General features: G+C 59.4%; 30 protein-coding genes. 11 read left to right on the forward strand and 19 right to left on the reverse strand.

The genetic code is table 11. From position 1 onward, the window contains the following. Positions 1–9: 9 nt before the first annotated feature. Positions 10–1,407, forward strand: a complete 1,398-nt coding sequence (locus AC2FFB_RS13105) for an aspartate aminotransferase family protein (protein WP_281995446.1) — start codon at positions 10–12, stop codon at positions 1,405–1,407. A gap of 73 nt (positions 1,408–1,480) precedes the next feature. Here the strand turns inward: AC2FFB_RS13105 and AC2FFB_RS13110 are convergent, their stop codons facing one another. Together AC2FFB_RS13110 and AC2FFB_RS13115 are read right to left on the reverse strand one after the other, a co-directional pair. After that, complete coding sequence (locus tag AC2FFB_RS13110; RefSeq protein ID WP_496875010.1) at positions 1,481–2,779, reverse strand: lytic murein transglycosylase; 1,299 nt, start codon at positions 2,777–2,779, stop codon at positions 1,481–1,483. 62 nt (positions 2,780–2,841) lie between these two features. Continuing rightward, a complete protein-coding gene (locus tag AC2FFB_RS13115; protein ID WP_496689953.1) occupies positions 2,842–3,555 on the reverse strand; it encodes a helix-turn-helix transcriptional regulator in 714 nt (237 codons plus the stop codon). A gap of 82 nt (positions 3,556–3,637) precedes the next feature. Between AC2FFB_RS13115 and AC2FFB_RS13120 the strand changes: the two genes are divergently transcribed. Then, positions 3,638–4,336 (forward strand): glutathione S-transferase family protein, encoded by a 699-nt coding sequence (locus tag AC2FFB_RS13120; RefSeq protein ID WP_496710126.1) that lies wholly within the window; start codon positions 3,638–3,640, stop codon positions 4,334–4,336. Further along, positions 4,333–4,731, forward strand: a complete 399-nt coding sequence (locus AC2FFB_RS13125; RefSeq protein WP_496689955.1) for a DUF1801 domain-containing protein — start codon at positions 4,333–4,335, stop codon at positions 4,729–4,731. The genes AC2FFB_RS13120 and AC2FFB_RS13125 overlap by 4 nt, the downstream gene beginning before the upstream one ends. Positions 4,732–4,762: 31 nt before the next feature. Here the strand turns inward: AC2FFB_RS13125 and rnr are convergent, their stop codons facing one another. From rnr to dapE, 3 genes are read right to left on the reverse strand one after another with little or no spacing between them, the layout of a single operon-like run. Then, positions 4,763–7,024: a ribonuclease R gene (gene rnr / locus AC2FFB_RS13130; RefSeq protein ID WP_496875011.1), complete on the reverse strand. Its 2,262-nt coding sequence runs from the start codon at positions 7,022–7,024 to the stop codon at positions 4,763–4,765. 47 nt (positions 7,025–7,071) lie between these two features. Further along, positions 7,072–7,647, reverse strand: a complete 576-nt coding sequence (locus AC2FFB_RS13135) for a TIGR04282 family arsenosugar biosynthesis glycosyltransferase (RefSeq protein WP_496875012.1) — start codon at positions 7,645–7,647, stop codon at positions 7,072–7,074. Positions 7,648–7,650: 3 nt separating this feature from the next. Next, positions 7,651–8,790, reverse strand: a complete 1,140-nt coding sequence (gene dapE, locus AC2FFB_RS13140) for a succinyl-diaminopimelate desuccinylase (RefSeq protein ID WP_281995451.1) — start codon at positions 8,788–8,790, stop codon at positions 7,651–7,653. Between the two features lie 208 nt (positions 8,791–8,998). Between dapE and AC2FFB_RS13145 the strand changes: the two genes are divergently transcribed. After that, a complete protein-coding gene (locus AC2FFB_RS13145; RefSeq protein WP_496689957.1) occupies positions 8,999–10,057 on the forward strand; it encodes a transporter substrate-binding domain-containing protein in 1,059 nt (352 codons plus the stop codon). Here the strand turns inward: AC2FFB_RS13145 and AC2FFB_RS13150 are convergent. After that, entirely contained in the window at positions 10,054–10,398 is a 345-nt protein-coding gene (locus AC2FFB_RS13150) for a DUF8846 family protein (RefSeq protein ID WP_496875013.1), read from the reverse strand. The two genes, AC2FFB_RS13145 and AC2FFB_RS13150, sit on opposite strands and share 4 nt — an antisense overlap. Positions 10,399–10,515: 117 nt before the next feature. On the opposite strand from AC2FFB_RS13150, the gene AC2FFB_RS13155 reads away from it, so the two are divergent. Beyond that, the gene (locus AC2FFB_RS13155) at positions 10,516–10,851 is read left to right on the forward strand and encodes a cupin domain-containing protein (RefSeq protein ID WP_496875014.1); all 336 of its coding nucleotides are present in this window, start codon (positions 10,516–10,518) and stop codon (positions 10,849–10,851) included. A 64-nt stretch (positions 10,852–10,915) separates the two neighbouring features. On the opposite strand, the gene dapD is transcribed toward AC2FFB_RS13155, so the two are convergent. Beyond that, positions 10,916–11,743 carry a 2,3,4,5-tetrahydropyridine-2,6-dicarboxylate N-succinyltransferase gene (dapD, locus tag AC2FFB_RS13160; protein ID WP_281973038.1) on the reverse strand — a complete coding sequence of 276 codons (828 nt, stop codon included), beginning with the start codon at positions 11,741–11,743 and terminating at the stop codon, positions 10,916–10,918. Between the two features lie 108 nt (positions 11,744–11,851). Then, a complete protein-coding gene (locus AC2FFB_RS13165; protein ID WP_496713325.1) occupies positions 11,852–12,769 on the reverse strand; it encodes a threonine/serine dehydratase in 918 nt (305 codons plus the stop codon). Between the two features lie 79 nt (positions 12,770–12,848). Between AC2FFB_RS13165 and AC2FFB_RS13170 the strand changes: the two genes are divergently transcribed. Together AC2FFB_RS13170 and AC2FFB_RS13175 are read left to right on the forward strand one after the other, a co-directional pair. Next, entirely contained in the window at positions 12,849–13,691 is an 843-nt protein-coding gene (locus tag AC2FFB_RS13170; RefSeq protein WP_142637203.1) for an LOG family protein, read from the forward strand. 3 nt (positions 13,692–13,694) lie between these two features. Further along, positions 13,695–14,792, forward strand: a complete 1,098-nt coding sequence (locus AC2FFB_RS13175; RefSeq protein ID WP_496689958.1) for a cystathionine gamma-lyase — start codon at positions 13,695–13,697, stop codon at positions 14,790–14,792. Here AC2FFB_RS13175 and AC2FFB_RS13180 read toward each other — a convergent pair whose 3' ends face one another. Continuing rightward, positions 14,793–15,176: a hypothetical protein gene (locus AC2FFB_RS13180; RefSeq protein WP_496875015.1), complete on the reverse strand. Its 384-nt coding sequence runs from the start codon at positions 15,174–15,176 to the stop codon at positions 14,793–14,795. Positions 15,177–15,336: 160 nt separating this feature from the next. On the opposite strand from AC2FFB_RS13180, the gene AC2FFB_RS13185 reads away from it, so the two are divergent. Beyond that, complete coding sequence (locus AC2FFB_RS13185) at positions 15,337–16,257, forward strand: DnaJ C-terminal domain-containing protein (RefSeq protein ID WP_496875016.1); 921 nt, start codon at positions 15,337–15,339, stop codon at positions 16,255–16,257. Then, a complete protein-coding gene (locus AC2FFB_RS13190; RefSeq protein WP_281973035.1) occupies positions 16,254–16,592 on the forward strand; it encodes a hypothetical protein in 339 nt (112 codons plus the stop codon). Before AC2FFB_RS13185 ends, AC2FFB_RS13190 begins: the two co-directional genes overlap by 4 nt. Positions 16,593–16,599: 7 nt before the next feature. On the opposite strand, the gene AC2FFB_RS13195 is transcribed toward AC2FFB_RS13190, so the two are convergent. The 5 genes from AC2FFB_RS13195 to AC2FFB_RS13215 all read right to left on the reverse strand — a co-directional run bounded on the left by AC2FFB_RS13195 (position 16,600) and on the right by AC2FFB_RS13215 (position 20,116). Further along, complete coding sequence (locus AC2FFB_RS13195; protein ID WP_496875017.1) at positions 16,600–17,223, reverse strand: cytochrome P460 family protein; 624 nt, start codon at positions 17,221–17,223, stop codon at positions 16,600–16,602. Between the two features lie 227 nt (positions 17,224–17,450). Continuing rightward, entirely contained in the window at positions 17,451–18,641 is a 1,191-nt protein-coding gene (gene rlmN / locus AC2FFB_RS13200; RefSeq protein ID WP_496713321.1) for a dual-specificity RNA methyltransferase RlmN, read from the reverse strand. Positions 18,642–18,719: 78 nt separating this feature from the next. Beyond that, entirely contained in the window at positions 18,720–19,097 is a 378-nt protein-coding gene (locus tag AC2FFB_RS13205; protein WP_496713319.1) for a lysozyme inhibitor LprI family protein, read from the reverse strand. Between the two features lie 142 nt (positions 19,098–19,239). Continuing rightward, positions 19,240–19,407: a hypothetical protein gene (locus AC2FFB_RS13210; protein WP_185956689.1), complete on the reverse strand. Its 168-nt coding sequence runs from the start codon at positions 19,405–19,407 to the stop codon at positions 19,240–19,242. Between the two features lie 175 nt (positions 19,408–19,582). Continuing rightward, a complete protein-coding gene (locus AC2FFB_RS13215) occupies positions 19,583–20,116 on the reverse strand; it encodes an invasion associated locus B family protein (protein WP_142637215.1) in 534 nt (177 codons plus the stop codon). 178 nt (positions 20,117–20,294) lie between these two features. On the opposite strand from AC2FFB_RS13215, the gene AC2FFB_RS13220 reads away from it, so the two are divergent. Then, positions 20,295–21,293: an asparaginase gene (locus tag AC2FFB_RS13220; protein ID WP_142637217.1), complete on the forward strand. Its 999-nt coding sequence runs from the start codon at positions 20,295–20,297 to the stop codon at positions 21,291–21,293. A gap of 5 nt (positions 21,294–21,298) precedes the next feature. On the opposite strand, the gene AC2FFB_RS13225 is transcribed toward AC2FFB_RS13220, so the two are convergent. From AC2FFB_RS13225 to serB, 4 genes are read right to left on the reverse strand one after another with little or no spacing between them, the layout of a single operon-like run. Then, entirely contained in the window at positions 21,299–21,619 is a 321-nt protein-coding gene (locus AC2FFB_RS13225; RefSeq protein ID WP_142637219.1) for a YciI family protein, read from the reverse strand. Positions 21,620–21,641: 22 nt separating this feature from the next. After that, positions 21,642–22,070 (reverse strand): SRPBCC family protein, encoded by a 429-nt coding sequence (locus AC2FFB_RS13230; protein ID WP_496694195.1) that lies wholly within the window; start codon positions 22,068–22,070, stop codon positions 21,642–21,644. Then, the gene (locus AC2FFB_RS13235) at positions 22,058–22,387 is read right to left on the reverse strand and encodes an ArsR/SmtB family transcription factor (RefSeq protein ID WP_496875018.1); all 330 of its coding nucleotides are present in this window, start codon (positions 22,385–22,387) and stop codon (positions 22,058–22,060) included. The genes AC2FFB_RS13230 and AC2FFB_RS13235 overlap by 13 nt, the downstream gene beginning before the upstream one ends. A gap of 45 nt (positions 22,388–22,432) precedes the next feature. After that, complete coding sequence (gene serB / locus AC2FFB_RS13240) at positions 22,433–23,311, reverse strand: phosphoserine phosphatase SerB (RefSeq protein ID WP_496689963.1); 879 nt, start codon at positions 23,309–23,311, stop codon at positions 22,433–22,435. 187 nt (positions 23,312–23,498) lie between these two features. On the opposite strand from serB, the gene AC2FFB_RS13245 reads away from it, so the two are divergent. Then, entirely contained in the window at positions 23,499–25,016 is a 1,518-nt protein-coding gene (locus AC2FFB_RS13245; protein ID WP_496694197.1) for a malonate--CoA ligase, read from the forward strand. On the opposite strand, the gene AC2FFB_RS13250 is transcribed toward AC2FFB_RS13245, so the two are convergent. Beyond that, positions 25,003–25,740: a metallophosphoesterase family protein gene (locus AC2FFB_RS13250; RefSeq protein ID WP_496713313.1), complete on the reverse strand. Its 738-nt coding sequence runs from the start codon at positions 25,738–25,740 to the stop codon at positions 25,003–25,005. The genes AC2FFB_RS13245 and AC2FFB_RS13250 overlap by 14 nt on opposite strands. Positions 25,741–25,858 lie beyond the last annotated feature (118 nt).

Below are 25,858 nucleotides of genomic sequence, written 5' to 3' on the forward strand. Positions count from 1 at the left end.
GATTTTCCGATGTCGACCATCACAAACCATTTGCCCACGGCCCAGCTGCAGGCCTTGGACGCCGCCCACCACATGCACCCTTTTTCGGCCAATGGCGCCCTAGGGAAAGAAGGCGCGCGCGTGATCACCCGTGCGAAGGGCGTCTACCTTACGGACAGCGAGGGTGAAGAAATACTCGATGCAATGGCGGGCCTGTGGTGTGTCAATATCGGCTATGGTCGCGATGAACTGGCCGAGGTCGCAGCCCGCCAGATGCGCGAACTGCCGTATTACAATACCTTTTTCAAAACGACCCACGTCCCTGCCATCGCGCTGGCCGCGAAGATCGCGGAACTTGCGCCGGGCGATCTGAACCATGTGTTCTTTGCAGCCGGCGGGTCTGAGGCGAATGACACAAACATCCGTCTGGTTCGGACCTATTGGGCCGAAAAAGGCCAGCCCGACAAGAACATCATCATCAGCCGCCATAACGCCTATCATGGCTCTTCGGTCGGCTCGGCGTCGTTGGGCGGCATGGCAGGGATGCACGCGCAGGGTGGAATCCCGATCCCGAATATCCACCATATCAACCAGCCAAACTGGTGGGCCGAAGGTGGCAGCATGTCACCCGAAGAATTCGGCCTGGCCCGCGCGCGTGAGCTGGAAGAAGCAATCGAGGAGCTGGGCGAAAACCGCGTCGCGGCCTTTATCGCCGAACCCGTTCAGGGCGCAGGTGGCGTGATCGTTGCACCGGATACCTACTGGCCTGAAATTCAGCGCATCTGTGACAAATACGATATCCTGTTGATCGCGGATGAGGTCATCTGCGGCTTTGGCCGCACCGGCAATTGGTTCGGGTCACAAACCGTCGGCATTCGCCCCGATATCATGACCATCGCCAAAGGCCTCAGCTCGGGCTATGCGCCGATTGGCGGATCCATCGTAAGCGATGAAATCGCCGAGGTCATTGGTGGCACCGAGTTCAATCACGGCTACACCTATTCCGGCCATCCGGTCGCCGCCGCCGTGGCACTGGAAAACCTGCGCATCCTCGAAGAAGAAAAGATCGTCGAGCATGTCCGCGATGTGGCCGCGCCGTATCTGAAGGAAAAATGGGAGGCGCTGGCCGATCACCCGCTTGTGGGCGAGGCCAAGATCGTCGGCATGATGGCCTCGATTGCGTTGACCCCGGACAAGGCCAGCCGCGCCAAATTCGCCTCCGATCCGGGTACAGTCGGCTATATCTGCCGCGACCGCTGCTTTGCGAATAACCTGATCATGCGCCATGTGGGCGATCGGATGATCATCTCTCCTCCGCTGGTTCTGACACCCGCGGAAATTGATGAGATGCTCGTACGCATCCACAAATCTCTGGACGAGGCACAGGCCGAGATCATCGCACAGGGCCTGATGAAAGCGGCCTCCTGACCCGCGCAGCTTCATCTGGCTGAAAATACCTCGGGGGAGGCGCCGTCAGGCGACGGGGGCAGAGCCCCCTCCCCTACCTCAACCGCTCTAACAGCGGCGCGGACGCATAGCCGTCCGGCAAAAGCCCCTGTGCCAGTTGATAGGCCCGAACCGCCTCGGTGGTGTTCGGGCCGGTGCGCCCGTCGATCCCCTGCGTATCGAACCCGGCTTCGGTCAGCCGGAGCTGCAATTCCTTCTTCTCAGCAAAGCTCAACGCCCGATCACCCCGAGGCCACTCGGCCTGAAACGCCGCGCGGCCCGCCAGACGGTCGGACAAATGTCCAATGCCGATCACATAGGCATCTGCACCGTTGTATTGCTCGATCACGCGGAAATTTTCGAAGACCATCAATGCAACGCCTTCACCACCCGCTGGCAACAAGATCGCTGCCTGACCATGATCCGCAAGCGGCTGTCCATCCCACGCAACCACGCCCAGCGCCGCCCAGTCTGACGGCAGCAGCGTGTAATCGCGTCTCGCGGCCGCAAAATCGAACCCGGCGGGCAGGCGCACTTCAACACCCCATGGCTGTCCCTTGGTCCACCCATGACGCGCCAGATAGGCCGCTGTCGAGGCCAGCGCGTCGGTCGGGTCATCCGCCCATATATCCCGCCGCCCATCACCGTCGAAATCCACGGCGTGATCCAAAAACGCGGTCGGTATGAACTGCGTATGCCCCATTGCTCCGGCCCAGCTTCCGATCATCGTTGCGGGGCTGACATCGCCTACCTGAATGATCCGCAAGGCGGCAATCAGTTGCGTTTCAAAGAACTCAGCCCGTCGGGCATCAAAGGCCAGCGTCGCAAGCGAACGGATCGTCTGATCCGACCCCCGAAATGTGCCGAAAGATGTCTCAAGCCCCCAAATCGCGGCCACGACCTCTTTTTCGACGCCATACTGCGCCTCAATCCGGGTCAGCACCGCGGCATGGCGTTCCAACCCCGCGCGACCGTCCGCGACGCGCCGATCAGAAACGGCCGCATCCAGATAGTCCCAGATGGGCTTGGTAAACTCAGCCTGATTACGATCGCGCTTGATGATGTCCTTGTCATAGGCCAGCCCCGCAAGCGCGCGGTCCAAAGTCCCGGGCAGGATGCCCTGCGCCTGTGCCCTCGCCCGAAAATCACCAAGCCACGCCTGAAACCGGGCGCTTCTTTCCTCTGACACGCGATACATTTCCTCCGATGGTCGGACGACCGGTCGGATTGAGACTGTAAGATCAGCCGACGCCAATTGTATCGGCTGTGGCCCTTCCGGGCTTTTGATGGACTCCGCCTGTACGATGGATGCCCATAATGCTGCGGTCATAACGCCGCTTACGCATCTACGCATTCCGAATTTCCTGATAACTGCTCAACCACAGGATAGCGCAAAAATGGCAAATCTCAAAGCGCTCAGCTTTCCGAGTCGCGGTCTCTCGCCTCTCGCTCGGACCGCAGCCGGTTCAGAGCTTCGCGCAGCAGGGGGACCCGATTGGGCCGGAACGAGGCCCCGGTAATCTGCATCTCTTGCATGCGATCCAACCGAAACACGCGGAAATCCTGCCGCAACAGACACCAGCTGATCAGCACGCTGGCGCGGTCCATGTAAACGATGCTCAACGGATTTACGCGGCGATGGGTCTCATCGCCTTTGGCATCCCAATAGGAAAATTCGATCGTCTGTTCGTCCCAGGTGGCCCGCCGCAGTTCAGCGACATCCACCGTTGGTTTCGCCGGCCGGTCAAACCGTGTGGCGGTCAGCACCGCATGGCTGAGGCGCTGAGACTGGCGCGGTGGCAAACGACCCTGCAGCTTGCGTAGGACTTCGCTGGCAGCCTCTGAGAGGCCGGGATCACCAATGGATTGTACCTCGCGCAGGCCAAGCACCAGGGCCTCAAGCTCATCATCGGTGAAGCCAAGCGGTGGCAGGGTGGCGTCCTCGATCAGGGTGAACCCGAACCCCGCCTCTCCGTCGATCACGGCGCCGAGGCTACGCAATGAATCGATGTCTCTGTGAATCGTGCGCGGCGAAACGCCCAGATCCTGAGCCAGCTCAATCGACGTTCTTGGCGACGGGCCAGAGCGCAAGGATTGCATTAATTGGAACAAACGGGCGGTGCGGGTCATAATGCAGGTTACTTTATCTCTAATGACAAAAACTGTCATTAGGCCGGCGTACCCATCACATATCCCCATGATGGAGCCCAAGATGCTGACCCTTTTGACCTACCCCTCTGCCTTTGGCCTGTTCAGCGCCAGCCCGTTTTGCGTGAAAACCGCACTAATGCTGCAAACATCGGGCCAACGCTGGCAGCGATCTGACCTTCTTGACCCGCGCAAGATGCCGCATCAAAAGCTGCCGGTTCTGCGCACGCCCCAGCGTCTGATCCCCGACAGCGACCTGATCCGCGACTGGCTTGAGACACAAGGCACCGATTTTGATCACGGGCTGGGCGATCTGCAAAAAGCCCAATCTCGTGCTCTGATCCGCCTGGCTGAGGAACATTTGTATTTTCAGATCGTTCAGGACCGTTGGGCCAATGACGAAGTCTGGCCGATTCTGTATAAGACCTTTTTCACTGGCATCCCCGCCCTGATCCGCAAACCAGTTGCCAATTCTATCCGCAAGAACGTTGTTAAAGGATTGGGGTTTCAGGGCGTCTCTCGATTCTCAGATGCGGAACGTCAGGATAGGCTGGAACGCGATCTTGAGGCGATCTCGGCCTATCTGTGGCAGTCGACTTATCTGATGGGAGAAACCCCGACCTCAGTGGATATGAGCGTGGCCCCGATGCTTGCCGCGATGCGCGCGACGCCGGCCAATACACCGCTGACCCAGCGGATCAAACAGGATAAGCTGTTGAGCGACTACATAGACCGGATGGAGCAGGCGATACCGCTGTCATGACACAATTTGACGATCCCGCAGTGGCAGCGGCCTATCAAGCCCTGCCCGAAGGCACACGTGTCGGGGCGCTTGCACTGCGTCAGTTGATCCTGGAAACCGCCACTTCGTTGCCCCGCGCGCAGCCGTTGCAAGAGGCATTGCGCTGGGGGCAGCCCGCCTATCTGGCGCCCAAGGGATCCACGATCCGATTGGGCGGGCACAAAGCAGCCCGCTTTGCCCTGTTCGTGCATTGTCAAAGCCGGTTGATGGGCGATTTCACCTCGGCCTTTCCGGGCGAAGATCGGATAGACGGCAACCGCGCTGTTCTGTTTGATGACCCGGGTCAGATCGACGCCACCCGCCATGGCTGGCTGATCGCCCGCGCGTTGACCTATCACCTTCCCGGAAAAGGCTAACTTACATTCGCCTTGTTCCCGAGATGCGAAATCACTTCTGACGGCGTTTGCGTTCCACCTTGCGTTTGATCTTGTCCTTCTTGCGCTTGGTGCTGACCGCCTTGCGTCGCGTTGGGCGCTTGGATGCTCCTCCGCGCCCCGTCGGCAGGGCCTGATCGTCGATCGACAACAGCTCCAACTCCAGCCCGCCCGTCACAGGTGTCGCCTCGGTCAGACGCACGGTGACGCGTTGGCCGATGGCTATGATCAGCCCGGTGTCCGACCCCATCAGGGTTCCGGCCTCGCGGTCGAAATGGAAGAACTCGCGCCCCAAGGATCGCACCGGTACCAGACCGTCCGCGCCGGTCTCGTCCATTTTCACGAAAGCCCCAAACCGGGCGATACCACTGATCCGACCCGAGAACTCAGTCCCAACGCGCTCGCTCAGATAAGCCGCCAGATACCGGTCGGTCGTATCTCGTTCCGCCATCATCGAGCGGCGTTCGGTATCCGAGATATGAGTGGCAGTTTCGTCCAGCCGGGCGATCTCATCCTCGGTCAGCCCATCGGTACCCCAGCCATGGGCCGAGATCAGCGCGCGGTGCACGATCAGGTCGGCATAGCGCCGGATGGGCGAGGTGAAATGCGCGTAATTCCGCAGCGCCAGCCCGAAATGGCCGAAATTTTCAGCGTTGTAATAGGCCTGCGCCATCGACCGCAGGGTGGTCAGATTGATCAACTCTGCATCCTCGGTGCCCGCAGCCGCATTCAGCAGTGCGTTCAGGTGGCGGGTCTGCAACACCTGCCCCTTGGCCAAATTCAACCCCGCCGCCTGAGCCGTTTCCCGCAGGCTTTCCAGCTTCTCGGGTGCTGGTTCTTCGTGGACACGGAACAGCAGCGGGCGGCGCTTGGCGATCAGGGTTTCAGCCGCAGCGACATTGGCGAGGATCATGAACTCTTCGATCAGCTTATGCGCGTCCAGACGGTCGCGGAAAGCCACGCTTTGAACGTCGCCCGAATCGCTCAGGATAATCTTGCGTTCCGGCAGGTCCAGTTCCAGCGGTTGCCGCACACCCCGCGCCTTTTTCAGTGCAGCATAAGCAGCATAGAGCGGCTTCAATACGGTCTCTAACAGAGGCCCGGTGCGGTCATTGGGGGCACCATCGATGGCCTCCTGCACCTTGGCATAATGCAGCGAGGCGGCGGAGCGCATAAGCCCCCGCACGAACCGGTGGCCGATCTTGTTGCCCTCGGCGTCGATCTGCATCCGCACGGCGATACACGCGCGCGGGACGCCTTCGTGCAACGAACACAAATCACCGGACAGCCGATCCGGCAGCATCGGCACCACGCGGTCGGGGAAATAGCTGGAGTTGCCCCGCTTGCGCGCCTCGCGGTCCAGCGCCGTACCGGGCTGCACATAGGCGGCGACGTCAGCAATGGCGACCCAAATAACATGCCCCCCGGGGTTCTTAGGATCATCGTCAGCATGGGCGAAACAGGCGTCATCATGATCCCGCGCGTCTGAGGGGTCGATGGTCAGCAGCGGCATATCGCGCAGGTCTTCGCGCCCTTTCAGGCCAACGGGTTTGGCCTTGTCGGCCTCTGCAATCACTGTGTCGGGAAAGTCATCGGGAATGCCATGCTGATGAATGGCGATCAGCGACACGGCCTTGGGGGCCGACGGGTCGCCCAGCCGTTCGACAATGCGGGCACGTGGCAGGCCCATGCGGGTCTTGGGTCCGGCCTGTTCTGCCTCGACCAGCTCACCGTCTTTTGCACCCAGTACGGCACCTTCATTGACCAACCACTCGTTCTGCCCGGCCTTGTCGATGGGCATGATCCGTCCGCCCTCGGTCCCTTTGCGGAAGATACCGACGATCTTGCGCGGGTTGGTTCCGATCCGGCGGATCAGGCGGGCCTCGTAATTATGGTCTTCCTCATGCACCACGGTCAGACGGGCCAGAATGCGGTCGCCTTCACCCAGCGCCGGGTCACTGGCGCGAGTGATCATCAGAACAACCGGCTCGACCCCTTCGCCATGCCATTCCAGCGGGCGCGCGAACAGATCACCATCGGCATTCGGCGCCTTCACCTGCAACACGCTGACAGGCGGCAAACGATCCGGGTCACGATAGCTGCGATTGCGCTTTTCAAGATGCCCTTCGGCCTCAAGTTCCTTGAGGATCCGTTTCAGGTCGATCCGATCCGCGCCCTTGATGCCAAAGGCTTTAGCAATGTCGCGTTTCGAGGTCAGGGTGGGGTTCGCTGAGATCCAATCGAGGACCTCTTGCTTGGTAGGGATGCGAGTCATGATTTCGGCCTATCACGGAGATGCGGCGGCGTCATGACCAAAAAGGGTCAGGCTTGCAGATCAGCAACCGTGTCGACATCGCGCAGCTGATCCAGCATCTCCACCCGGCATCCGGGGATCGAGGCCAGCGTGTCGGCCAGCGCATGTTCCGTCGACCAGCGCACGTTTTGAAACAGGCTCTGTGGCAGGGCACCAATGCGTTGCGCCCCGACCAGCCAATATCCGCCATCCGGGGCCGGACCAAACACCATCTGGTTGCGCCCCAATGCCCGGAACGCGCGCGCGATATGCCCCCGTGTAACCCCTGGGATATCCGCACCGATCAGACAGACTGGCCCTGTTGGCATTTCCCGCAGCATCCGCCCCATACGATCGCCTAGATCCCCACGCCCCTGTGGCGCACGTGGCAGATCAGCGGGCCAGATGCGGCTGGTCAGCCCTTCGCGGTCCGGCGAGACCGCCAGCACGATCTGCCAGCGCGGATCGCGCAGGCGCCGGATCAAAGAGCGGGTCTGATGCCGAAACCACCACGCCGCACCGACCATACCGATATCGCGCCCCAACCGGGTTTTGACACGGCCCGGGCGCGGTTCTTTCGCCATGATCACCAGGGTGCGCTGCATGAATCAGGAAAAATAGTCGGTCAGGATACGGGTATAGACCGCCTTGAGCTGTTCAATCTGCGCCACCTCAACGCATTCATCCACCTGATGCATGGTTTTGCCGACCAAACCAAATTCGACAACCGGACAATGATCCTTGACGAAACGCGCGTCCGAAGTACCCCCGGTTGTTGACATCTCGGGCGTGACCCCGGTTTCAGCCGCAACCGCTTTGGCCACCAATTCCGACAGAGGGCCAGGAGGGGTCAGAAAGCTTTCGCCCGATATCTTGATCCGCACATCAACATCAACGCCAAACGCGGCGGCTACATCGCGCGCCTGCGCTTGCAGCCAATCGCTGAGGCTGGCGCCGGAATGCAGGTCGTTGAACCGGATGTTCACCGCCCCGCTGCACTGTGCCGGGATGACATTTGTGGCGGAATTACCCGTGTCGATCGCCACAACCGCCAGCGTCGAGGCGTCAAAATGATCAGATCCCCGGTCCAACTCGTGACTGGCCAGCCTGTCCATCAGCCGGGCCATGGCGGGCAGTGGGTTCTTTGCCCGGTGCGGATAGGCCGAATGGCCCTGCACACCTGTTACGGTAAACCAGGCGGTCATCGAGCCGCGACGGCCAATCTTCATCATTTCACCCATCCTGTTCGGGCAGGTGGGTTCACCGACCAGGCAGACGCTCATCCGCTCGCCGCATTGATCCATATGGTCAAGCAGGGCGGTGGTGCCATGCAGCGCATCAGCCTCTTCGTCACCCGTGATCGTCAGGATGATCGCCCCGTCGGGCGGCGTGTCGCGTACAAAATCCACTGCCGCCGCTGCAAAGGCCGCCACACCCGATTTCATGTCAGTGGCCCCGCGTCCATACATGAACCCTTCCCGGATTTCTGCTCCGAAAGGCGGTGTGGTCCAAGCGGCCTCGTCGCCCACCGGAACAACATCGGTGTGACCGTTGAAACCAAAGCTTCGGGCGTGACCTTTTGCACCCCATCGCGCAAACAGATTGCTGATGCCGGCGCGATCAACACGGGTACAATCAAACCCCGCCTGCGACAGGACATCCTGCAGCAGGACAAGGGCACCGCCTTCTTCAGGTGTGACCGATGGGCAACGGATCAGGTCGGCCGTCAACGCAATCGGATCTGTCATGGTGGGCCCTTTCCATAAAATTTCTTTCAGGTTCGCGCACAGATTCAACGAATTGGCCCGATTGCCAACCCCAACAGGCCAGAAACCGCGGGCTTTTTCCACCTTGTATCGAACTGACACCCCCGGAAAACATGGGGCCTTACGCTGCGATTGCCTTGTCTGCCGGTTCGAATATGCGCTAGAGGGCCGCGAAACAGGTGATTTTACGATGACACGTGCTCTTTTCGCATTGATCTGCCTGACTTTCGCCGTTCTCGGCCAGCAAAGCCAGGCCCAGACGCTGACGGTTTCGACCGTGACACGGCCTCCGTTTTCTTTTGTCGAAGATGGAGCCCAAACCGGATTCTCGATGGACCTGCTTGAGGCGTTGGCTGAATCCCTGAATTGGGACTATTCCATCCAACGTTCCGACGCCTTTGGCGACATGCTGGGCGCAGTGCAGGACAGATCCGCCGATCTGGCCATCGCCAATATCTCGATCACTGCTTCGCGAGAAACGCAGATGGACTTCAGCCAGCCGATTTTCGAGGCTGGTTTGCAGATCATGGTGCCATCGGACGCGGTGCGCCGCCCGTCACTGCTACATGCGTTACTGTCGCGCGAATTGTTCATTGCTATCGGGCTTGCCTTTGCCATCCTTCTTGGCGGCGGCATGCTGATGTGGGTGTTCGAGCGCCGCTCGCAGCCCTATTTCGACCGCAAGCTAGACGAGGCCTGGTTCCCCTCATTCTGGTGGGCCTTGAATCTGGTGGTCAATGGCGGGTTTGAGGAACGAATGCCGCGCACGCCATTTGGTCGAATTCTGGGTGTAGTGCTGGTTGTATCTTCGCTGTTTATCGTCTCGGTCTTCACTGCGCGGATCACCTCGGTCATGACAGTGGATGCAATCAGTGGCAGCGTGAATTCGATAAATGACCTTTACGGCAAAGAGGTCGGAACAATCTCGAATTCAACCGCTGCTAACTTTCTGAACCGCCGCGAGATCGAGTTTACCAACTATGATGGGCTCGACCCCATGCTTGAAGCCTTTCGCAACGAGGAACTGGACGCCATAGTGTTCGACGCGCCGATCCTGTCCTATTTCGCCGCCCATGAAGGACGCCGGATCGCCTCGATGACAGGCGGTATATTCCTGCGCGAGAATTACGGCATTGCCTTCCCTACCGGGTCCCCGCTGGTCGAAGACGTCAACCAGGCGCTGCTGGCGCTGCGCGAAGACGGCACCTATGACGAGATTTATCGCAAGTGGTTTGGGGCGCGGAACTAAGCCGTCTCTTCATCCCCGAAAAACGGGGTCATCTGCGCCACGATCACTGCATTTTCATCCAGCGCGCGCTGCATCAGGGCCCGTTCATCCGGGTCGATCTCGTGACCTTGCGCTTCACGTTCAGCCAAAGTGCCATAGCCTGTGACATCCAAAGGCGCGGTATCTGCCTGTTTCAGGATCGCCACCGTTTCGCGCACGGCCTCGGCCTCGTCGACGCCGCTGGCAAAACACATCAATGCCGCCCCGGTTGCGCCGTCGGGCAGGCCATCGCCATCCCTGCGACCGATCTGCACAAGCAGGGTATAGACCTGCTGACGCGAAGGTTTCTTTTGCTTTTCCATGCAAGGGGCCATAGCCGCGCACCTGCCTGCGGTCAAGCAGCCGGGGAATTGCAGTGGATCGCCTGTGCCGCCATAGTGCCCGCAGTAACCTGACACCGATCACAAAAGGACGTTGCCATGACTTATCCGGATTTCATCACAGGATTCCCAAGCCTCGACGTGCCCTTCCCCGAAGATGTGGTGCAAACGGCCGTGATCAGATCAGACGCGGGGCTGGTGGCGTTTTTTACCTTTCTTCAGGATTTCGAACTGCCCCTTCATTCCCATCTGGCACAATGGGGAACTGTGGTCGAAGGTGAGATTGAGCTGACCATTGGCGATGAAACCAAGAGCTATGGCCCCGGTGACAGCTATTCGATCCCCGCAGGAGTGGAGCATGGCGGCAAGATCAAAGCCGGGTCGCGCGTCATTGATGTGTTCGAAGAACCGGACCGCTATCCAGTCAAAGAGTAAGCGATAACAAAAAAGGGCCGCAGCGGATCGCGCTGCAGCCCCCTTGTTTGATCCGCGCCCAGTATTAGTCGCGCAGCAGCTCGTTGATCCCGGTTTTCGAGCGGGTCTTTTCATCCACCCGTTTCACGATCACGGCGCAGTAGAGGTTGATGTTGTTCTTGGACGGCATCGAGCCCGCAACAACCACCGAATAGGGCGGAACTTCACCATAGGTGACCTCGCCGGTTTCGCGGTCGACGATCTTGGTCGATTTGCCGATGAACACGCCCATGCCCAGAACCGAGCCTTCGCGCACGATGCAGCCTTCGACCACTTCGGACCGGGCGCCGATAAAGCAGTTGTCTTCGATGATGGTCGGACCCGCCTGCATCGGTTCCAGAACGCCGCCGATCCCAACACCGCCCGACAGATGGACGTTCTTGCCGATCTGCGCGCATGAACCGACGGTGGCCCAAGTATCAACCATTGTGCCCTCGTCCACATAGGCACCCAGGTTCACAAATGACGGCATCAGAACCACGCCGGGCGCAATAAAGGCGGATTTGCGAACGACGCAATTCGGCACCGCGCGAAAGCCAGCGGCCCGCCATTGGTTTTCACCCCAACCCGCGAACTTGCTGTCCACCTTGTCCCACCAGCCGCCGTCCTGAGCGCCGCCGGTCTGGATTTCCATATCCTTGATGCGAAAGCCCAGCAGAACCGCTTTTTTCGCCCACTGGTTCACATGCCAGTCGCCGCTGTTCTGCTTTTCCGCCACCCGCAGCGACCCGCTGTCCAGCGCGTTCAGCGTATCTTCGATCGCTTCGCGAGTCTCGCCGGTGGTGGCGGGGGTGATGGCATCTCGCGCCTCCCAGGCGGCTTCGATGGCGGCTTCCAGTTGCGCGTTGGACATTTGGCGGCTCCCTGCAGATTCTGTTCACGCTTGTGTTGCCTATACGCAAGCGACGGACTGGCTGCAATGCGACGCTGAGCGCACGCTTTGCGGCTGTCTGTTGCGGTTTCAGCCGTTCAGAGGGTCCGGTGAGATATTTCCGCCGCAGATCAGCACCGCCACCCGCTCGCCCGGCTCTGGCGTGTAAGCCCCCGAAAGCAGCGCAGCCAAGGCGGTTGCGCCTGCCGGTTCCACCAGAATCCGATGCGCCCGCCACAGGGCCTTCTGCGCCTTCGCGATGGCCTCATCACTGACCAGAACTGATTGCACGCCCTGTGCCAGATCGAAACAAATCGAGCCGATCCGCCGCGCGCCCAGCGCATTTGCCGCAATGCCCGAGACGGATACATCCACCGGTTCTCCCGCCTGCAGGGCTGCATTCAGCGCGCAGGAGGTTTCTGGCTCAACCGCCACGACCTTGCGCGTGCCTTGCAGCCAGGCCAGCGCCCCGGCGATCAGGCCGCCACCGCCCACCGCGATCAATACGGTATCGGCCTGCAGGCCCTGCGCCTCCCACTCGGCAAAGCAAGTGCCCTGTCCAGCAACGGTTGCAGGCGCGTCATAGGCATGGATCTGCATCGCGCCCGTGGCCTCCTCATGCGCCCGCGCGGCTGTTAAGGCGTTGGCATATTCACCCGGCATCACGCTCAAATCCGCGCCGGTCTGTTCGATCAGCGCGATCTTGGATGGCCCCGCCAGTTCGGGCACGAAAATCTTGGCCGGATAGCCCAGCGCCTGCGCGGCAAAGGCGGCCGCTGCGCCGTGATTGCCGCCCGATGCGGCCACAACACCAGCCTCAGGCACATCCGTGCTGATCAGAGTGTTAAACGCCCCGCGCGCCTTGAAACTGCCGGTGTGCTGCATATGCTCCAGCTTCATTTCCACCGAATAACCCAGACCCAAGGCACGGCTTTCCATGACTGGCGTCACTTGTGCATAGCCGGTTATGCGGTGCTGTGCCGCCAGTATTTCGCTCTTCCAATTCATTCTCATCTTTCCGTGACTGGCACTCTGCGCCCGAACCCTATAGCTGTTTGGAAAACACGCAAGCAGGGATCGTTACCCCATGAGAGAAGACCGCCTCAGCCCGTTTCGCGACGCGCAGACCGACCGTTCGACCGCAAGCGAGGTACCCGACACCCCGCAAACCCGCTCACCCGCCTATCGCCTTGCCTTTGCCGATGAGGATTTCCTGTGCCGGGATGAGCTGCGCCCGGTGCGCTTGCAGCTGGAACTGCTCAAGCCCGAGATGATCATGACCGAGCGTGAGATCACCTCGACCATCGTCATGTTCGGCGGCGCGCGTATCCCTGAGCCGTCACAGAAACACACCGCGCGGACGGAAACGCTGGCCGGGCTGTCGGAATATTACGACGAAGCGCGCGAGTTTGCCCGGTTGATGACCGAGAAATCGAACGAAACCGGCGGGCGCGAGAATGTAATCGTCACCGGCGGTGGCCCCGGCGTGATGGAGGCTGGTAACCGCGGCGCACAGGATGCGAACGGCTGTTCCATCGGTCTCAACATTGTGCTGCCGCATGAACAGGCACCGAACCTGTACGTTACGCCCGAGCTCAGCTTTAACTTCCACTATTTCGCCATCCGCAAGATGCATTTCCTGATGCGCGCCCGCGCCATCACCATCTTCCCCGGCGGCTTTGGCACCATGGATGAGCTGTTCGAGTCCCTGACCCTGATTCAAACCGGCCGTATGGAGCGCGTGCCTTTCCTGCTATTCGGTCGCGCGTTCTGGGAAAAGGTCATCAACTGGGAGGCGCTGGCCGACGCCGGCACCATCTCGGACGAGGATCTGGACCTGTTCCGGTTCGTCGATACCGCGCAAGAGGCGGTCGACATAATCGAGAAATGGGAACCCACCCCGCCCCGTGACGAAATACCGGGGCGCTAAACGATGGGGCGCAAGACCGGCGAGATGCTGCATCTGCGGGGCAACGCACTGACCAAGGGCGAGCCCGTGGCCCTGCCCCTGACCCAAAGCAGTATGTTCCACCTGCCCGGCGCGCCGGACGGGCATGATTTCTACGGTCGCGTCAACAACCCAACCTGGGAACATCTGGAACAGGTTCTCGCCCATCTTGAAGACGCCCCCTGCCTGGCTTTCCCGTCGGGCATGGCGGCGATTTCGGCCGCGTTGTTTGCCACGGTCAAAGCCGGGTCGCGCATCCTAATCCCGTCTGATGGCTATTACGTCACCCGCGTGCTGGCCGACCGATTTCTGTCTGGTCTGGGTGTCATAGTGACAGAACGCCCGACAACCGCCTTTTCCGAAGGTGGGTTCGACGGCTTCGATGTGGTCTTTGTCGAAAGCCCCTCGAACCCTGGCCTGGATATGATGGACCTGCCAGCCATCGCGTCGTCCGTGCGCGCGGCAGGCGGCATCACCATTGCCGACAACACAACCCTGACGCCACTGGGCCAACGCCCGTTGGATATGGGCCTAGACATCGTCGTATCCTCGGACACCAAGGCCATGGGCGGGCATTCCGATCTGCTGATGGGACATGTGGCCAGCCGGAACGCAGATATCATGGAGCGGGTCGAGGAATGGCGGCGTGTCTCTGGCGCGATCCCCGGTCCGCACGAGGCCTGGTTGCTGCATCGCGGGTTGGAAACGTTGGATGTTCGGTTCGACCGGATGTGCAGCTCGGCCCAGGTGTTGGCGGAACGGTTGGCAGCGCATCCAGCTGTAAAATACATCCGCTATCCCGGCCTGCCGGGCGACCCGTCCTACACCTTGGCACAGGCTCAGACCACGCGGTTCGGATTCCTTCTTTCGATCACGTTGGAAACCCAGGCCAAGGCCGAAACCTTCATCAACACCTGTCCAATGCTGCGCCCTGCGACGTCTTTTGGCGGCGTTCATAGCTCGGCCGAGCGCCGCGCCCGTTGGGGCGACGACGTTGACCCCGCTTTTGTCCGTCTGTCCGTGGGATGCGAGCCGGTGGTTGAGCTTTGGCAGGCAATCGATGCCAGCCTGAACGCACTGTAATTACTTTTTGGGCGTGCTCAGCTCGGTGAACACGTAGATCGGCAGCACTACGCTGGCGATCAGCGCGCCCAGCCAGACCAGCAGTGTCGCAGCCAGCAGGTTGGAAATTCCGCCAACCGTCAGCCCATTGGTCACCAGATCGGTCACAAGCAGGCCGACAAAGGTCACGATCAACGCGATCCCGCCTTTCAACGAAGGCGCCCTTTTCTCACCCAACTTCAGGATTAGCGGCTCGGCCACCACCTGCACCAGCGTGAATACGATCACCACAACGATGAATGAAATCGGCTTGATTGCAAAACCGGTCAGTAGCAAAGCGGCCAACATTAACCCAATGGCATTGCCCGCCAGCAAGGCCAGAACCGATTTAAGTCTGCGCGTCATCGGCTAATCTCCGTCAATGAATAATATGAAACAGCCTGATAGTATCAGAGATTACGAAACTTGCGAACCAATTTAGCCACCGGTTCTTTTTGACCTGTTGAAATCACGTGATAAAATACCTTCATCATGATCAGCCCTTCCCCCATCCATGAGAGGTGAGATGAGCGACGATCCCTATGCCGCACTTGGCGTGGCCAAAGATGCCAGCGACGCTGAAATCAAAAAAGCGTATCGGCGCATTGCCAAGGAATGCCACCCGGACTTGAAACCCGGGAACGCCGAGGCCGAAGCCAAGTTCAAGGCCGCCGCCGCGGCCTATGATCTGTTGAAAGATCCTGAGACGCGCAAACGCTATGACAATGGTGAGATTGATGCCTCGGGACAGGAACGCCCGCAACAGCAATACTATCGCGATTACGCCGAAGCCGCCGGCAACCCCTATCGCGGGCAGGCGACGGACCCCGACGACATGTCGGATATCTTTGCCGAATTCATGCGGGGTCGCGGCGGATTTGGTGGGCAAGGCGGCCGCGAGTTTCACGCGCCCGGCCACAATCTGAACTTCACGCTTCAGATCAGCTTTCTGGATGCGGTGTTTGGCGCCAGCCAGAAACTGACCCTGCCGGATGGGGACCGGATCGAGGTCAAGATACCCGCAGGGATCACAAGCGGTCAGACCATTCGCCTGCGGGGCAAGGGTGCCGCTGGCTATGGTGAGGGGCCGCGCGGCGATGCGCTGGTGACAGTATCAGTCGCGGATCATCCGGTATTCGACCGTCAGGGAAATGACATTCACATCACGCTGCCCATCACGATTGATGAGGCGGTGCTGGGCGGCAAAGTGGCGGCGCCCACGATCGATGGGGGTGTAAACGTGACCGTCCCGGCGGGAACCAGCAGCGGCAGAACCCTGCGCTTGCGGGGTAAGGGCGTGAAGAAGCGCGGCTCGGCCGAACGGGGCGACCAGTTGATCGAGCTGACCATTTCAATGCCCGATCAAATCGATGATGAGTTGAGGCAATTTATGGATTCATGGCGAGAAACCCACCGCTATGACCCACGCAAAGGAATGCCGTCATGACCCGCACCCTGACCGAAGAGGAACTGATCACCGCCGTAGCCCGGCTGACTTCGACCCGATTGACAGAATATCTGGCCGCCGAAATCGTGATCCCCGAACAAACAGATCGCGGATTGGTCTATCACAGCCTCGACGTTGCCCGGCTGGAGTTGGCCTGCGAGTTGCACGACCAATACGAAATGGAGGCAGACGCAGTGTCGATGATGATTTCCCTGATCGACCAGATGCATGGGTTGCGCGCAGAACTTCGAGAGGTCCTGAACGCCGTCGCAGCGCAGCCAGATCCGGTTCGTCAGCAACTGATCAAAGTGATCGGCACCGCGAGATTTGGGTGAGAGAGGCCTAATTGTCGACCAGATATTCTTCGGGAACGAAGAATGTGTAATCTCGGTCGGCAACCGCCTCGTGGCAATCGTGGCAATACGCAACTGCGTTGGCGCGATCCCCCATCGTGTCCCCAAACAATGACCCATCCGGCATGACCATGATATAACGCCAATCAGCCGTAGCAGGGTTGGCGCCCTCGGCCAGTTTCTGCATGACGAACATCGCGCCGGGATGGCTTTTCCCCTCATCCGTAACGGTCACGCTGTCCTTGGCCAGCACAGACCCCACCGGAAGCTTTTCGCCTTCCGTCAAGGTTGCATAATTATACGCCATCCGGTTTGCATAGCTGTTCACAAATCGCCGACCATGGGTTTCAGATATATAGGGCGCATCGTTGTACAGCGGCCAGTTTTGGTAATTCAGAAGCAGATCCAACTGCGCTGCGGCATAGCCGCGTGCCATCCGGCGCTGCAACGAGTCATAAATTTCACGCGCGTCGTCCTTGGTCAGATCAGCCGGATTTTCGATAGCCAGATGAGCATCCTCATCATTTGACTGCGCAACAACATCAGTTACGGCGACGGCCGCACAAGCCAAAACTAAAACAAAATTAAAGTACGGAATTTTCAATCGAAACATCATAGAGATAACCCAACTCGTAACCTGTTATGCCGCAATCGGCACACGGAGCTGAAATACAAGGTAGCCGCCGTGAACGAATTTGCCACATGCCAGCCACCGAACTCACCCTATTGTGCGCAAGTGAGCCTGGTGCATCCACACCTAGCCAATGAAACATATCAAATTTTGCATTCGATAGACAGCGCCCCAAAAATTAATTTTGCGACGCTCTTCTATTCAGCCGCTTATCCGCGGTCGAGACCGGCCTCGGCCTCAATCTGCTTGCGCGATTTACGGGCGCGTTCGGTGGCCGATTTCAGCTGACCGCAGGCCGCCATAATGTCCTCGCCCCGCGTCTTGCGGATGGGCGAGGCATACCCGGCCTGATAGATGATATTGGCAAAAGCCCGAATACGATTGTTTGAGCTGCGCTTATACGGCGCGCCGGGCCATTCGTTGAACGGGATCAGATTGATCTTGGCCGGGATTTTGTGGCGCTTGATATGTTCGATCAGACGATGCGCATCCTCATCGCTGTCATTCACACCATCAAGCATCACGTATTCAAACGTAATCCGTTCCGAATTGGAAACCTTGGGATAGCTGGCCAAAGCCTGCAGCAACTCTTCGATATTCCAGCGTTTGTTGATCGGCACCAGCACATCGCGGACTTCATTGGTCGTCGCGTGGAACGAAATTGCCAGCAGGCAGCCGATTTCCTTCGCGGTACGCGCAATCTCGGGCACCACGCCCGATGTCGACAGGGTAATCCGGCGGCGAGACAGCGAGATACCTTCGGGGTCCATCGCGATTTTCATCGCGTCGCGGACGTTCTCAAAATTGTAAAGAGGCTCGCCCATACCCATCAGAACGATGTTCGACAGCAGGCGGGTTTCGTCCTTGGGCGCACCCGGTACCGGCCACTCGTCAAGATCATCCCGCGCCATCATCACCTGACCGACAATTTCCGCCGCCGTCAGGTTGCGCACCAGTTTCTGCGTGCCTGTATGGCAGAAGGAACAAGTCAGCGTGCAACCGACCTGAGACGAGATACACAGCGTGCCGCGATCGTCCTCGGGAATATAGACCACCTCGACCTCATGGCCGCCAGCAATACGGACCAGATACTTGCGTGTGCCATCCTCGGACACCTGTCGGGTCACAACCTCGGGGATTTCGATCACGAAATGCTCGGCCAGCAGGGTGCGATAGGCTTTAGCCAGATTGGTCATCTCGGCAAAGTCGCGCACACCCCATTGGTAAATCCACTGCCAGATCTGGCCCGTGCGCATCTTGGCCTGTTTTTCAGGCGTGCCGTGTTCGATCAGGGTCTCGCGCAGGCGATCCCGGGTCAACCCGACAAGGTTCACCTTCCCCTCCGGCAATTTGCGGGGGATGGTCATGACGTCTTGAGTGATCGGCGCTTTGGGCGACATAGGTGGGTCTCGAAGATTCTGGCTTGGAATGCGCCTCTATATAGGACTGCGCGCAAAGATCAAAAGAATTCGTCGCGCCTAATTTGCAAAACGCAGCAATTCGTCAATCCGCAGGCGCCCCAATTCAATCCGGCAAGAGGTGATACCAATGCCGGTTCCCGACCCACCACCAAAAGACGCGCCGACCGCCTCGCACTGCGCATCACGATACCCGACCCACGCGCTTTGCGCCGCCTCCATCGCAGGCGCCGCGCTTGTCCGTCCGGTCACCTCGTCCAACGCGTTGGCTGCATCCATGGCAAAGCCAAAACTATCGGTCAGCGCGGCCTCAACCCCCGCTTCCATACTGGCAACGCAAGATCCGATTTCGACTTGTGAACTTGCGTTCGTGCATTCCATTGCAGGATCCGCCACAGCCAACGTGGGGGTTAAAACAGCCAGTATCACCAAACGCATGACATACTCCTCGAAGGGTCGTTAAACTAACGCGCTCAGCTTAGCATAGCGACGCCAGAGGTTACAAAAAACCGCGGGGATCAACCCCGCGGTCCTTCGAACTCTTATGCCGCCCGGACGTTTCCAGGCCAGCCGTATTGGATCACGCACCTGCTGGTGGAATAAAGCAATCCTCGGCGTCCAGCGTTTTGACCGGATCGTTTGGCCCACATTGCTCTCCCGAAACCGGGTATGTCTCAGCGGATTTATCACAAGCGCTCAGCAATACGACGGCGGTCAGCACAAACAGGCCCAAAACTTTCTTCTGCATCGATGCTCTCCTTTTCTCTCTGCTTGAACCGATTAGTTCAGTATTTCAGAGCGCGGAGCATTGACGCAGATCAAATTTATAGATGACGTTAAGTTAAGCTATGAAGGAGGGCGGTCCTATCCTGCGAAACTGGCACCACTTTGCAAGCCTGGCCACTGCCCGAGCGCTGGCGCGCTCAGTTGGTACAGCGTTTCTCGGCGTCGTCTAAAGCGGCTGTGAAGCCCAGCAATGAGAAAGTATCTTTGGTCTGAGTGCCGCGTTCGGACCGGGCGGTCAGCACTGCTTCGGTACCGCTTTTCATGGCAGCGATTACTTTTTGGTCATCACCCTCTGACGCGGGCCAGGCCCATTCGCCTTCGGTGCTGAATTCGAAGCTGTTTCCGTCGATGGATACAGATACGGTCGATCCCGCGGCAAACGGATAGCCCCCGGTGAATGAAACGCGCCCCTTCACATCGGGATCAGGTCTGAATACGACAAACAGCAGGATGTCGCTGCGCCTCACCGAAACAACGCGCCCGCCGCGCGTGTTGACGGTTTCATCCGGCGTTGCAACGCTCCAGCATTCGGTTGGGTCCTCTTCCACAAACACACTCCAGTCGGTGTTTACGGATACTCTATTGGTGCTGTCTGCCTGCTGAGCGGTAGCAGCCGTTGTCATCCCTGCCACGCACAGGCCCGCGATTACGCGGACGAGCTTTGATCCCATCTGTCCAGCCTCCTAGCTCGACCTAATACCTCATACCCACCGGGAAGGCTCGCGAACCCTGACGGTTCGTCTGTAAGTTGCGTCTTCCGGTGATTGCCGACATACACACACTATCGCAAGTTTCGCCATAGGCGAAAGGGCGGTTGGCAGTTTTTTGCGCATGTTTAGGAGGGTCCCGATGACGCAGCCCGTAGCAATGACCGAACTATGGCGGGGGCCTTTACTGGAAAGCCTGCATCTGGGGCATGCGGTTATCTGTGATGACACGGGTCAGATCGTGCGCAGCTGGGGCGACCCGGAGGCGATAATCTACCCCCGGTCTTCGGCCAAGATGATACAGGCCCTGCCGTTGATTACATCGGGGGCGGCCGCGAAATACGGGCTGAACAGCGAGCATCTGGCATTGGCCTGTGCCTCGCATAACGGCGCGCATATTCACACAGACAGGGTAACGTCCTGGCTGGACCATCTGGGCCTGGCTGAACCCGATTTGCGCTGTGGGCCGCAAGAGCCTCAGGATATGGCGGCGCGCGACGGGCTGATACTTGCCGACGACACGCCCTGTCAGATCCACAACAACTGCTCGGGCAAACATTGCGGGTTTTTGACGGTAGCACAGCATATGGGTGCCGGGCCGGAATATCTTGAAATCGACCACCCGGTTCAACAGGCCTGTTTGTCCGCGCTGGAAGAAACTACCGGCGAAACCAGCCCTGGCTATGGCATCGATGGCTGTTCCGCCCCGAACTTTGCCACCTCGCTGGTGGGGATGGCACGGTCGATGGCGTGGTTTGCCTCGGCGGCGGACCGGTCGGACCGGGCCAGCGATGCGGCACAACACCTGACCGCGGCGATGATCAAACATCCCGAGCTGGTGGCCGGAGAGACGCGCGCCTGTACCGAGCTGATGCGCGCCATGAACGGGCGCGCCGCGATCAAGACCGGGGCCGAGGCCGTATTCATCGCCATCATCCCTGAAAAACGCATGGGCGTCGCGCTGAAGATCACCGATGGCGCCACCCGTGCCAGCGAATGCGCCATTGCTGCCATTCTGGTCAGCCTCGGCGTACTGGAGGCCGATCACCCGGCCACCCGCACCTTTATGAACGCCACGCAATACAGCCGTCGCGGGCTGGAATGTGGCGTGATCCGACCCGCGCCGGGTTTCCCCGGCTAGGGCCGCTACATCTCAATCTCGTGAATCTCGGCCACCTCGACCGAGCCTGACCCGTTTACGACCATGGGGCATCCCTTGGCCATTTCATTGGCGGCGTCGATGCTGTCGGCCTTGATCACGGTAAAGCCGGATACCGGGTTGGCACCGCCATTGTCGACCACACCGCCCGAGCTGACGGTATAGGACTGGCCCACCGGGTTGCCGGGTATTTCTAGTGACGGGCCCATATTCTGAAACCACGCGCCCCAGGCGGCCATGGTTGCTTCGACTTCGGCCGGGTCCGATGGCGTGGTCCCGCCGTGATAGACAAACAGAAACTGTGGCATTTCTTTCCTCCCAGATGAAAACTTATTGCACCAGACCGGCCAACTTGTTCAGCGTCGAGGTCCAGCCTTTCTCGTGGTTTGCAGCGATCTCGTCATCGCCCAGGTCGCGGTGATCGACCACCAACCGAGCGCCGCCGCCTGCGGCTTCGATCCGTAGCGTTACATGGCTTTCGGCCCCGCGCTGATCCTGATCGTCATGCCAGCCCCAGGTGAAGCCAACCGAATTGGGCGGATCGACATGGGTCACATGGCCCGAGACCTTGAACCGCTGGCCCTCGCCATTCTGCATGACCGAATACCACGGACCAACGCGCGAAAAATCGAGAGTATGTTCGGGCACGTGCACCCCTTCGGGACCCCACCATTGCAACAGCTGTTCTGCGACACTGATCCACGCAAACAGATCCTCTGGCGGTATCGGGAACGTGCGCTCCAGCTTTAGATCGGCCATGAGGTATCCCTTTCAATAGCATCGCCCAGACGATCCAGACTGCTTTCCCAGAATTGTCGTTTCGAAATGGTCCATTCCGCGATTGCGCGCAGACCTTCGGGGCGGATCGAATACATCCGCTTGGTGCCCTGCACCCGTTGCCGAACCAGCCCGGCCTCACGCAAAACCTTCAGGTGGCGCGAGACCGCAGCACCCGACATGCCGCGCCCTTCGATCAGGTCGCCCGCGGGCTGCTCTCCGTCCTGCATCAACTGTTCAACGATGGAAAACCGCGTGGCGTCGGACAATGCGGAGAATGTGGTCTGCAGCGTATCCATGACCACTGTTTAACATTTTTGTTAAATAAAGGAAAGCCCCGGTTTTCAGGCTTGGGCAAATTCCTGCCGCGCATAGCCCTGCAGATACAAAAGCGCGGTCAAATCGCCATGGTTGACGCGCACTTCGCATTGTTCCGCGACCGAAGGCTTTGCATGCAGCGCAACCCCGGTTCCGGCCCGGCCCAACATGCCCAGATCATTTGCCCCGTCACCCACAGCGATCACATCGTTTTCGGACAGGCCCAGACGCGCGGTGATCTGTTCCAAAGCATCAACTTTGGCCTGTCGTCCCAGAATCGGTCGCTGCACATCGCCGGTCAGTTTGCCGTTTTCGGCCAGCAGAGTGTTGGCACGGTTTTCGTCAAACCCCAATTCACTGCCCACCTTGGCAGTAAACGCCGTGAACCCGCCCGAGACCAGTGCCGCATAGCCGCCATTGGCGCGCATCGTCGCGACCAGCTCCTTCCCACCGGGCATCAAGGTGATGCGTTCGGCCAGAACCTTGCCGATCACGGCCTCATCCAACCCTTTCAGCAACCCGACCCGTTCGGTCAGCGCGCCTTCGAAATCCAATTCGCCATTCATTGCGCGGGCGGTGATGTCCTTGACGCGGTCGCCGACCCCGGCCTCATCCGCCAGTTCGTCGATGCATTCCTGCTGGATCATGGTGCTGTCCATATCCGCCAACAGCATCTTTTTTCGCCGCCCCTCGGCAGGCTGCACGATCAGGTCAACGCCAAGCTTCTGCAAATCACCCCAGACATCCCATTGGTTGCCCGGAAGTTCCTGCAGCGCGAACTCAGCCGCCTCATCCGGGCTGAGCCAGATGATCTCGGCCCCGCCCCAGGCATTCCGCAACGACTCGACCAGCGCCAAATCCAGCGTTCGCGTTTCGGGATTGGTCAACAGGGTGGCAACATACATAGTCTATCTCCGGCGAATTCACCTGCGATTAACGCAGATAGCCCCCGATCGCCAGAAGACAGTTTGTCCGCAGCAACCTCTGGCACATCATGCGGACAGAACGGCGACCGATTGCGCCATTCAGGGCTTTACCAGCACGCCATTCCAAGACAGATTCGCCAGGACTGGACAGAAAGGAACTCGGTAAATGGGCAACCTGCTTTACGATCGCTTGTTTGGCATTCACGCGGGCAAAGAAACGCCTTTCCTGCATCTGCCCAACGGTCAGGTGCTGACCCATTCTGATTTCCTGGACATGGCATCTCGGTTGGCCAATACCCTAATCGGCTTTGAGCTCGAACCCGGACAACGCGTTGCGGTTCAGGTGGAAAAGTCGCCCGAAGCGCTTGCGCTGTTTGCTGCTTGTGTGCAGACCGGTCTGGTTTTTCTGCCACTCAACACTGCCTATACGGTCAGCGAACTGAGCTATTTCATTGAAAACAGCGGCGCTGCGCTGGTGGTCTGCGATGATGTAAATAGGGCTGGATTGGCACCCGTCGCCGCCGCCCAGAAGGCACGGCTTGAAACGCTAAACGCTGATGGATCCGGCAGCCTGATGCGGCGTGCGCTGGGTATGCTGCCTGCTTTCGAGCCGGTCAACCGCACCGAGGATGATCTGGCCGCCTTCCTGTACACGTCCGGCACGACCGGCCGATCCAAGGGCGCGATGTTGTCACAGGCCAATCTGCTGTCGAATGCCGAAACATTGGTACGGGAATGGCGGTTTACCGACGATGACGTGTTGCTGCATGCTCTGCCAATCTTTCACACTCATGGGCTGTTCGTGGCAACCAACGTGGTACTGGCTTCGGGCGGGTCGATGATCTTTCTGCCGAAATTCGATCTGGATGAGGTACTGCGGCATTTGCCTGATGCAACCGCGATGATGGGGGTTCCGACCTTCTACACCCGTCTGTTGGATGACGACCGGTTCACCGGCGATCTGGCACGTCATATGCGGCTGTTCATCTCGGGCTCGGCCCCAATGCTGGCCGAAACGCATCAGCAGTTTGAGGCCCGCACCGGGCACCGCATTCTTGAACGCTACGGTATGACCGAGACCAACATGAACACCTCGAACCCCTATGACGGTGAACGCCGCGCCGGATCCGTGGGGTTCCCCTTGCCGGGCGTTGAGCTCAAAGTGACCGACTCAGAGACGGGTGAAACCTTGCCACAGGGCGAAATCGGCATGATCGAGGTGCGTGGCCCCAACGTCTTTCAGGGCTATTGGGAAATGCCCGAGAAGACCGCAGCAGAGTTGCGCGAGGACGGGTTCTTTATCACCGGCGACCTTGGACGTGTGGACGCGGACGGCTATGTCCATATCGTCGGACGCGGCAAGGACCTAATCATCTCGGGCGGGTACAACATCTATCCCAAAGAGGTCGAACTGGTGCTGGACGACCAGCTCGGTGTTCTGGAAAGCGCAGTTATCGGCGTGCCCCATCCGGATTTCGGCGAAACCGTGTTGGGCCTGTTGGTAGCCGAACCAAACAAGTCGCCCGACCTCGAGGCCATCATGGCAAGCGCACAGACCCAACTGGCGCGATTCAAACATCCCCGCAAGCTGATAGTGCTGAACGAATTGCCGCGCAATACGATGGGCAAAGTGCAAAAAAACGCGCTACGCGAAGCTTACAAAGACCTGTTTACCGAAGACTAGGTCTCAGCGGCGCGCGCCCCTGTGCGGTCAGCAACCAGCAATCACGGCCCTCGAACACGGCAGTGGCCAACGGATGACCATAGCCCGCGCCCGCATCCAAATTGATCCGATTGCCGCAATGTTCCGCCGTATCCACAGGGGTGTGACCATGCACGATCAGCCAGGGGTGCGGGCCAGATTCAACCAAAAATTCCTGCCGTATCCAAACCAGGTCATCTTCGGATTGCTGCGACAGTGGAAGACCGGGCCTGATGCCAGCGTGGACGAACAGCAGCTCATCCTCTTGATGGTAAACTGGCAAAGCGTTGATGAAATCCAGATGTGCTGGCGGTACGGCGGCACAGGCCCGTTCATGGACCTGATAGATGCGGTCATTGTCCGTGACTTCAACCCCGTAGGAGGCCAGCGTTTCCCGACCACCCAGCCGTGGGTTCAGCCAGTTCAGCGTGACGGGCAGTTGCTTATCTGCAATTTCGCGCTCTTGCACGAAGCGAGCCATCATTCGGTCGTGGTTGCCCTTGACCATGACCCAGTTGCGCCCCGCCTTTTGGCCTTCGATCAGCAGGTCCAACACGGCGCGGCTGTCCGGGCCCCGGTCGACATAGTCACCCAGAAACACAATCTTTGCATCTGGCCCGCCATCGGCCTCGATCCGCGACAGCGCAACCTGCAGCATGCCGAGCTGGCCGTGGATGTCACCGATTGCATAAATTGGCGAGGACATGGAAAACCCTAAATCAACAGGAACACCCTGCTTGTGACGCGTCTTGGCGGCCAGGAAAAGAAAATACCCACGCCTTGGAAGACGCGGGTATGAAGTGTCTCAGATATTCAACACCGCC

This window comes from Ruegeria sp. YTSA219, assembly GCF_059609985.1.

Coding starts and splice junctions, on each gene's coding strand:
- rlmN (WP_496713321.1), bottom strand. CDS start 18,641: ATGTCGCCCAAAGCGCCGATCACTCAAGACGTCATGACCATCCCCCGC.
- AC2FFB_RS13115 (WP_496689953.1), bottom strand. CDS start 3,555: ATGACCCGCACCGCCCGTTTGTTCCAATTAATGCAATCCTTGCGCTCT.
- serB (WP_496689963.1), bottom strand. CDS start 23,311: ATGTATGTTGCCACCCTGTTGACCAATCCCGAAACGCGAACGCTGGAT.
- AC2FFB_RS13210 (WP_185956689.1), bottom strand. CDS start 19,407: ATGCAGAAGAAAGTTTTGGGCCTGTTTGTGCTGACCGCCGTCGTATTG.
- AC2FFB_RS13165 (WP_496713325.1), bottom strand. CDS start 12,769: ATGAATTGGAAGAGCGAAATACTGGCGGCACAGCACCGCATAACCGGC.
- AC2FFB_RS13220 (WP_142637217.1), top strand. CDS start 20,295: ATGACGCAGCCCGTAGCAATGACCGAACTATGGCGGGGGCCTTTACTG.
- AC2FFB_RS13245 (WP_496694197.1), top strand. CDS start 23,499: ATGGGCAACCTGCTTTACGATCGCTTGTTTGGCATTCACGCGGGCAAA.
- dapD (WP_281973038.1), bottom strand. CDS start 11,743: ATGTCCAACGCGCAACTGGAAGCCGCCATCGAAGCCGCCTGGGAGGCG.
- AC2FFB_RS13205 (WP_496713319.1), bottom strand. CDS start 19,097: ATGCGTTTGGTGATACTGGCTGTTTTAACCCCCACGTTGGCTGTGGCG.
- AC2FFB_RS13150 (WP_496875013.1), bottom strand. CDS start 10,398: ATGGAAAAGCAAAAGAAACCTTCGCGTCAGCAGGTCTATACCCTGCTT.
- AC2FFB_RS13215 (WP_142637215.1), bottom strand. CDS start 20,116: ATGGGATCAAAGCTCGTCCGCGTAATCGCGGGCCTGTGCGTGGCAGGG.
- dapE (WP_281995451.1), bottom strand. CDS start 8,790: ATGACAGATCCGATTGCGTTGACGGCCGACCTGATCCGTTGCCCATCG.
- AC2FFB_RS13250 (WP_496713313.1), bottom strand. CDS start 25,740: ATGTCCTCGCCAATTTATGCAATCGGTGACATCCACGGCCAGCTCGGC.
- AC2FFB_RS13170 (WP_142637203.1), top strand. CDS start 12,849: ATGAGAGAAGACCGCCTCAGCCCGTTTCGCGACGCGCAGACCGACCGT.
- AC2FFB_RS13175 (WP_496689958.1), top strand. CDS start 13,695: ATGGGGCGCAAGACCGGCGAGATGCTGCATCTGCGGGGCAACGCACTG.
- AC2FFB_RS13125 (WP_496689955.1), top strand. CDS start 4,333: ATGACACAATTTGACGATCCCGCAGTGGCAGCGGCCTATCAAGCCCTG.
- AC2FFB_RS13155 (WP_496875014.1), top strand. CDS start 10,516: ATGACTTATCCGGATTTCATCACAGGATTCCCAAGCCTCGACGTGCCC.
- AC2FFB_RS13185 (WP_496875016.1), top strand. CDS start 15,337: ATGAGCGACGATCCCTATGCCGCACTTGGCGTGGCCAAAGATGCCAGC.
- AC2FFB_RS13135 (WP_496875012.1), bottom strand. CDS start 7,647: ATGCAGCGCACCCTGGTGATCATGGCGAAAGAACCGCGCCCGGGCCGT.
- AC2FFB_RS13235 (WP_496875018.1), bottom strand. CDS start 22,387: ATGGATACGCTGCAGACCACATTCTCCGCATTGTCCGACGCCACGCGG.
- AC2FFB_RS13110 (WP_496875010.1), bottom strand. CDS start 2,779: ATGCGTAGATGCGTAAGCGGCGTTATGACCGCAGCATTATGGGCATCC.
- AC2FFB_RS13225 (WP_142637219.1), bottom strand. CDS start 21,619: ATGCCACAGTTTCTGTTTGTCTATCACGGCGGGACCACGCCATCGGAC.
- rnr (WP_496875011.1), bottom strand. CDS start 7,024: ATGACTCGCATCCCTACCAAGCAAGAGGTCCTCGATTGGATCTCAGCG.
- AC2FFB_RS13120 (WP_496710126.1), top strand. CDS start 3,638: ATGCTGACCCTTTTGACCTACCCCTCTGCCTTTGGCCTGTTCAGCGCC.
- AC2FFB_RS13190 (WP_281973035.1), top strand. CDS start 16,254: ATGACCCGCACCCTGACCGAAGAGGAACTGATCACCGCCGTAGCCCGG.
- AC2FFB_RS13105 (WP_281995446.1), top strand. CDS start 10: ATGTCGACCATCACAAACCATTTGCCCACGGCCCAGCTGCAGGCCTTG.
- AC2FFB_RS13145 (WP_496689957.1), top strand. CDS start 8,999: ATGACACGTGCTCTTTTCGCATTGATCTGCCTGACTTTCGCCGTTCTC.
- AC2FFB_RS13195 (WP_496875017.1), bottom strand. CDS start 17,223: ATGTTTCGATTGAAAATTCCGTACTTTAATTTTGTTTTAGTTTTGGCT.
- AC2FFB_RS13180 (WP_496875015.1), bottom strand. CDS start 15,176: ATGACGCGCAGACTTAAATCGGTTCTGGCCTTGCTGGCGGGCAATGCC.
- AC2FFB_RS13230 (WP_496694195.1), bottom strand. CDS start 22,070: ATGGCCGATCTAAAGCTGGAGCGCACGTTCCCGATACCGCCAGAGGAT.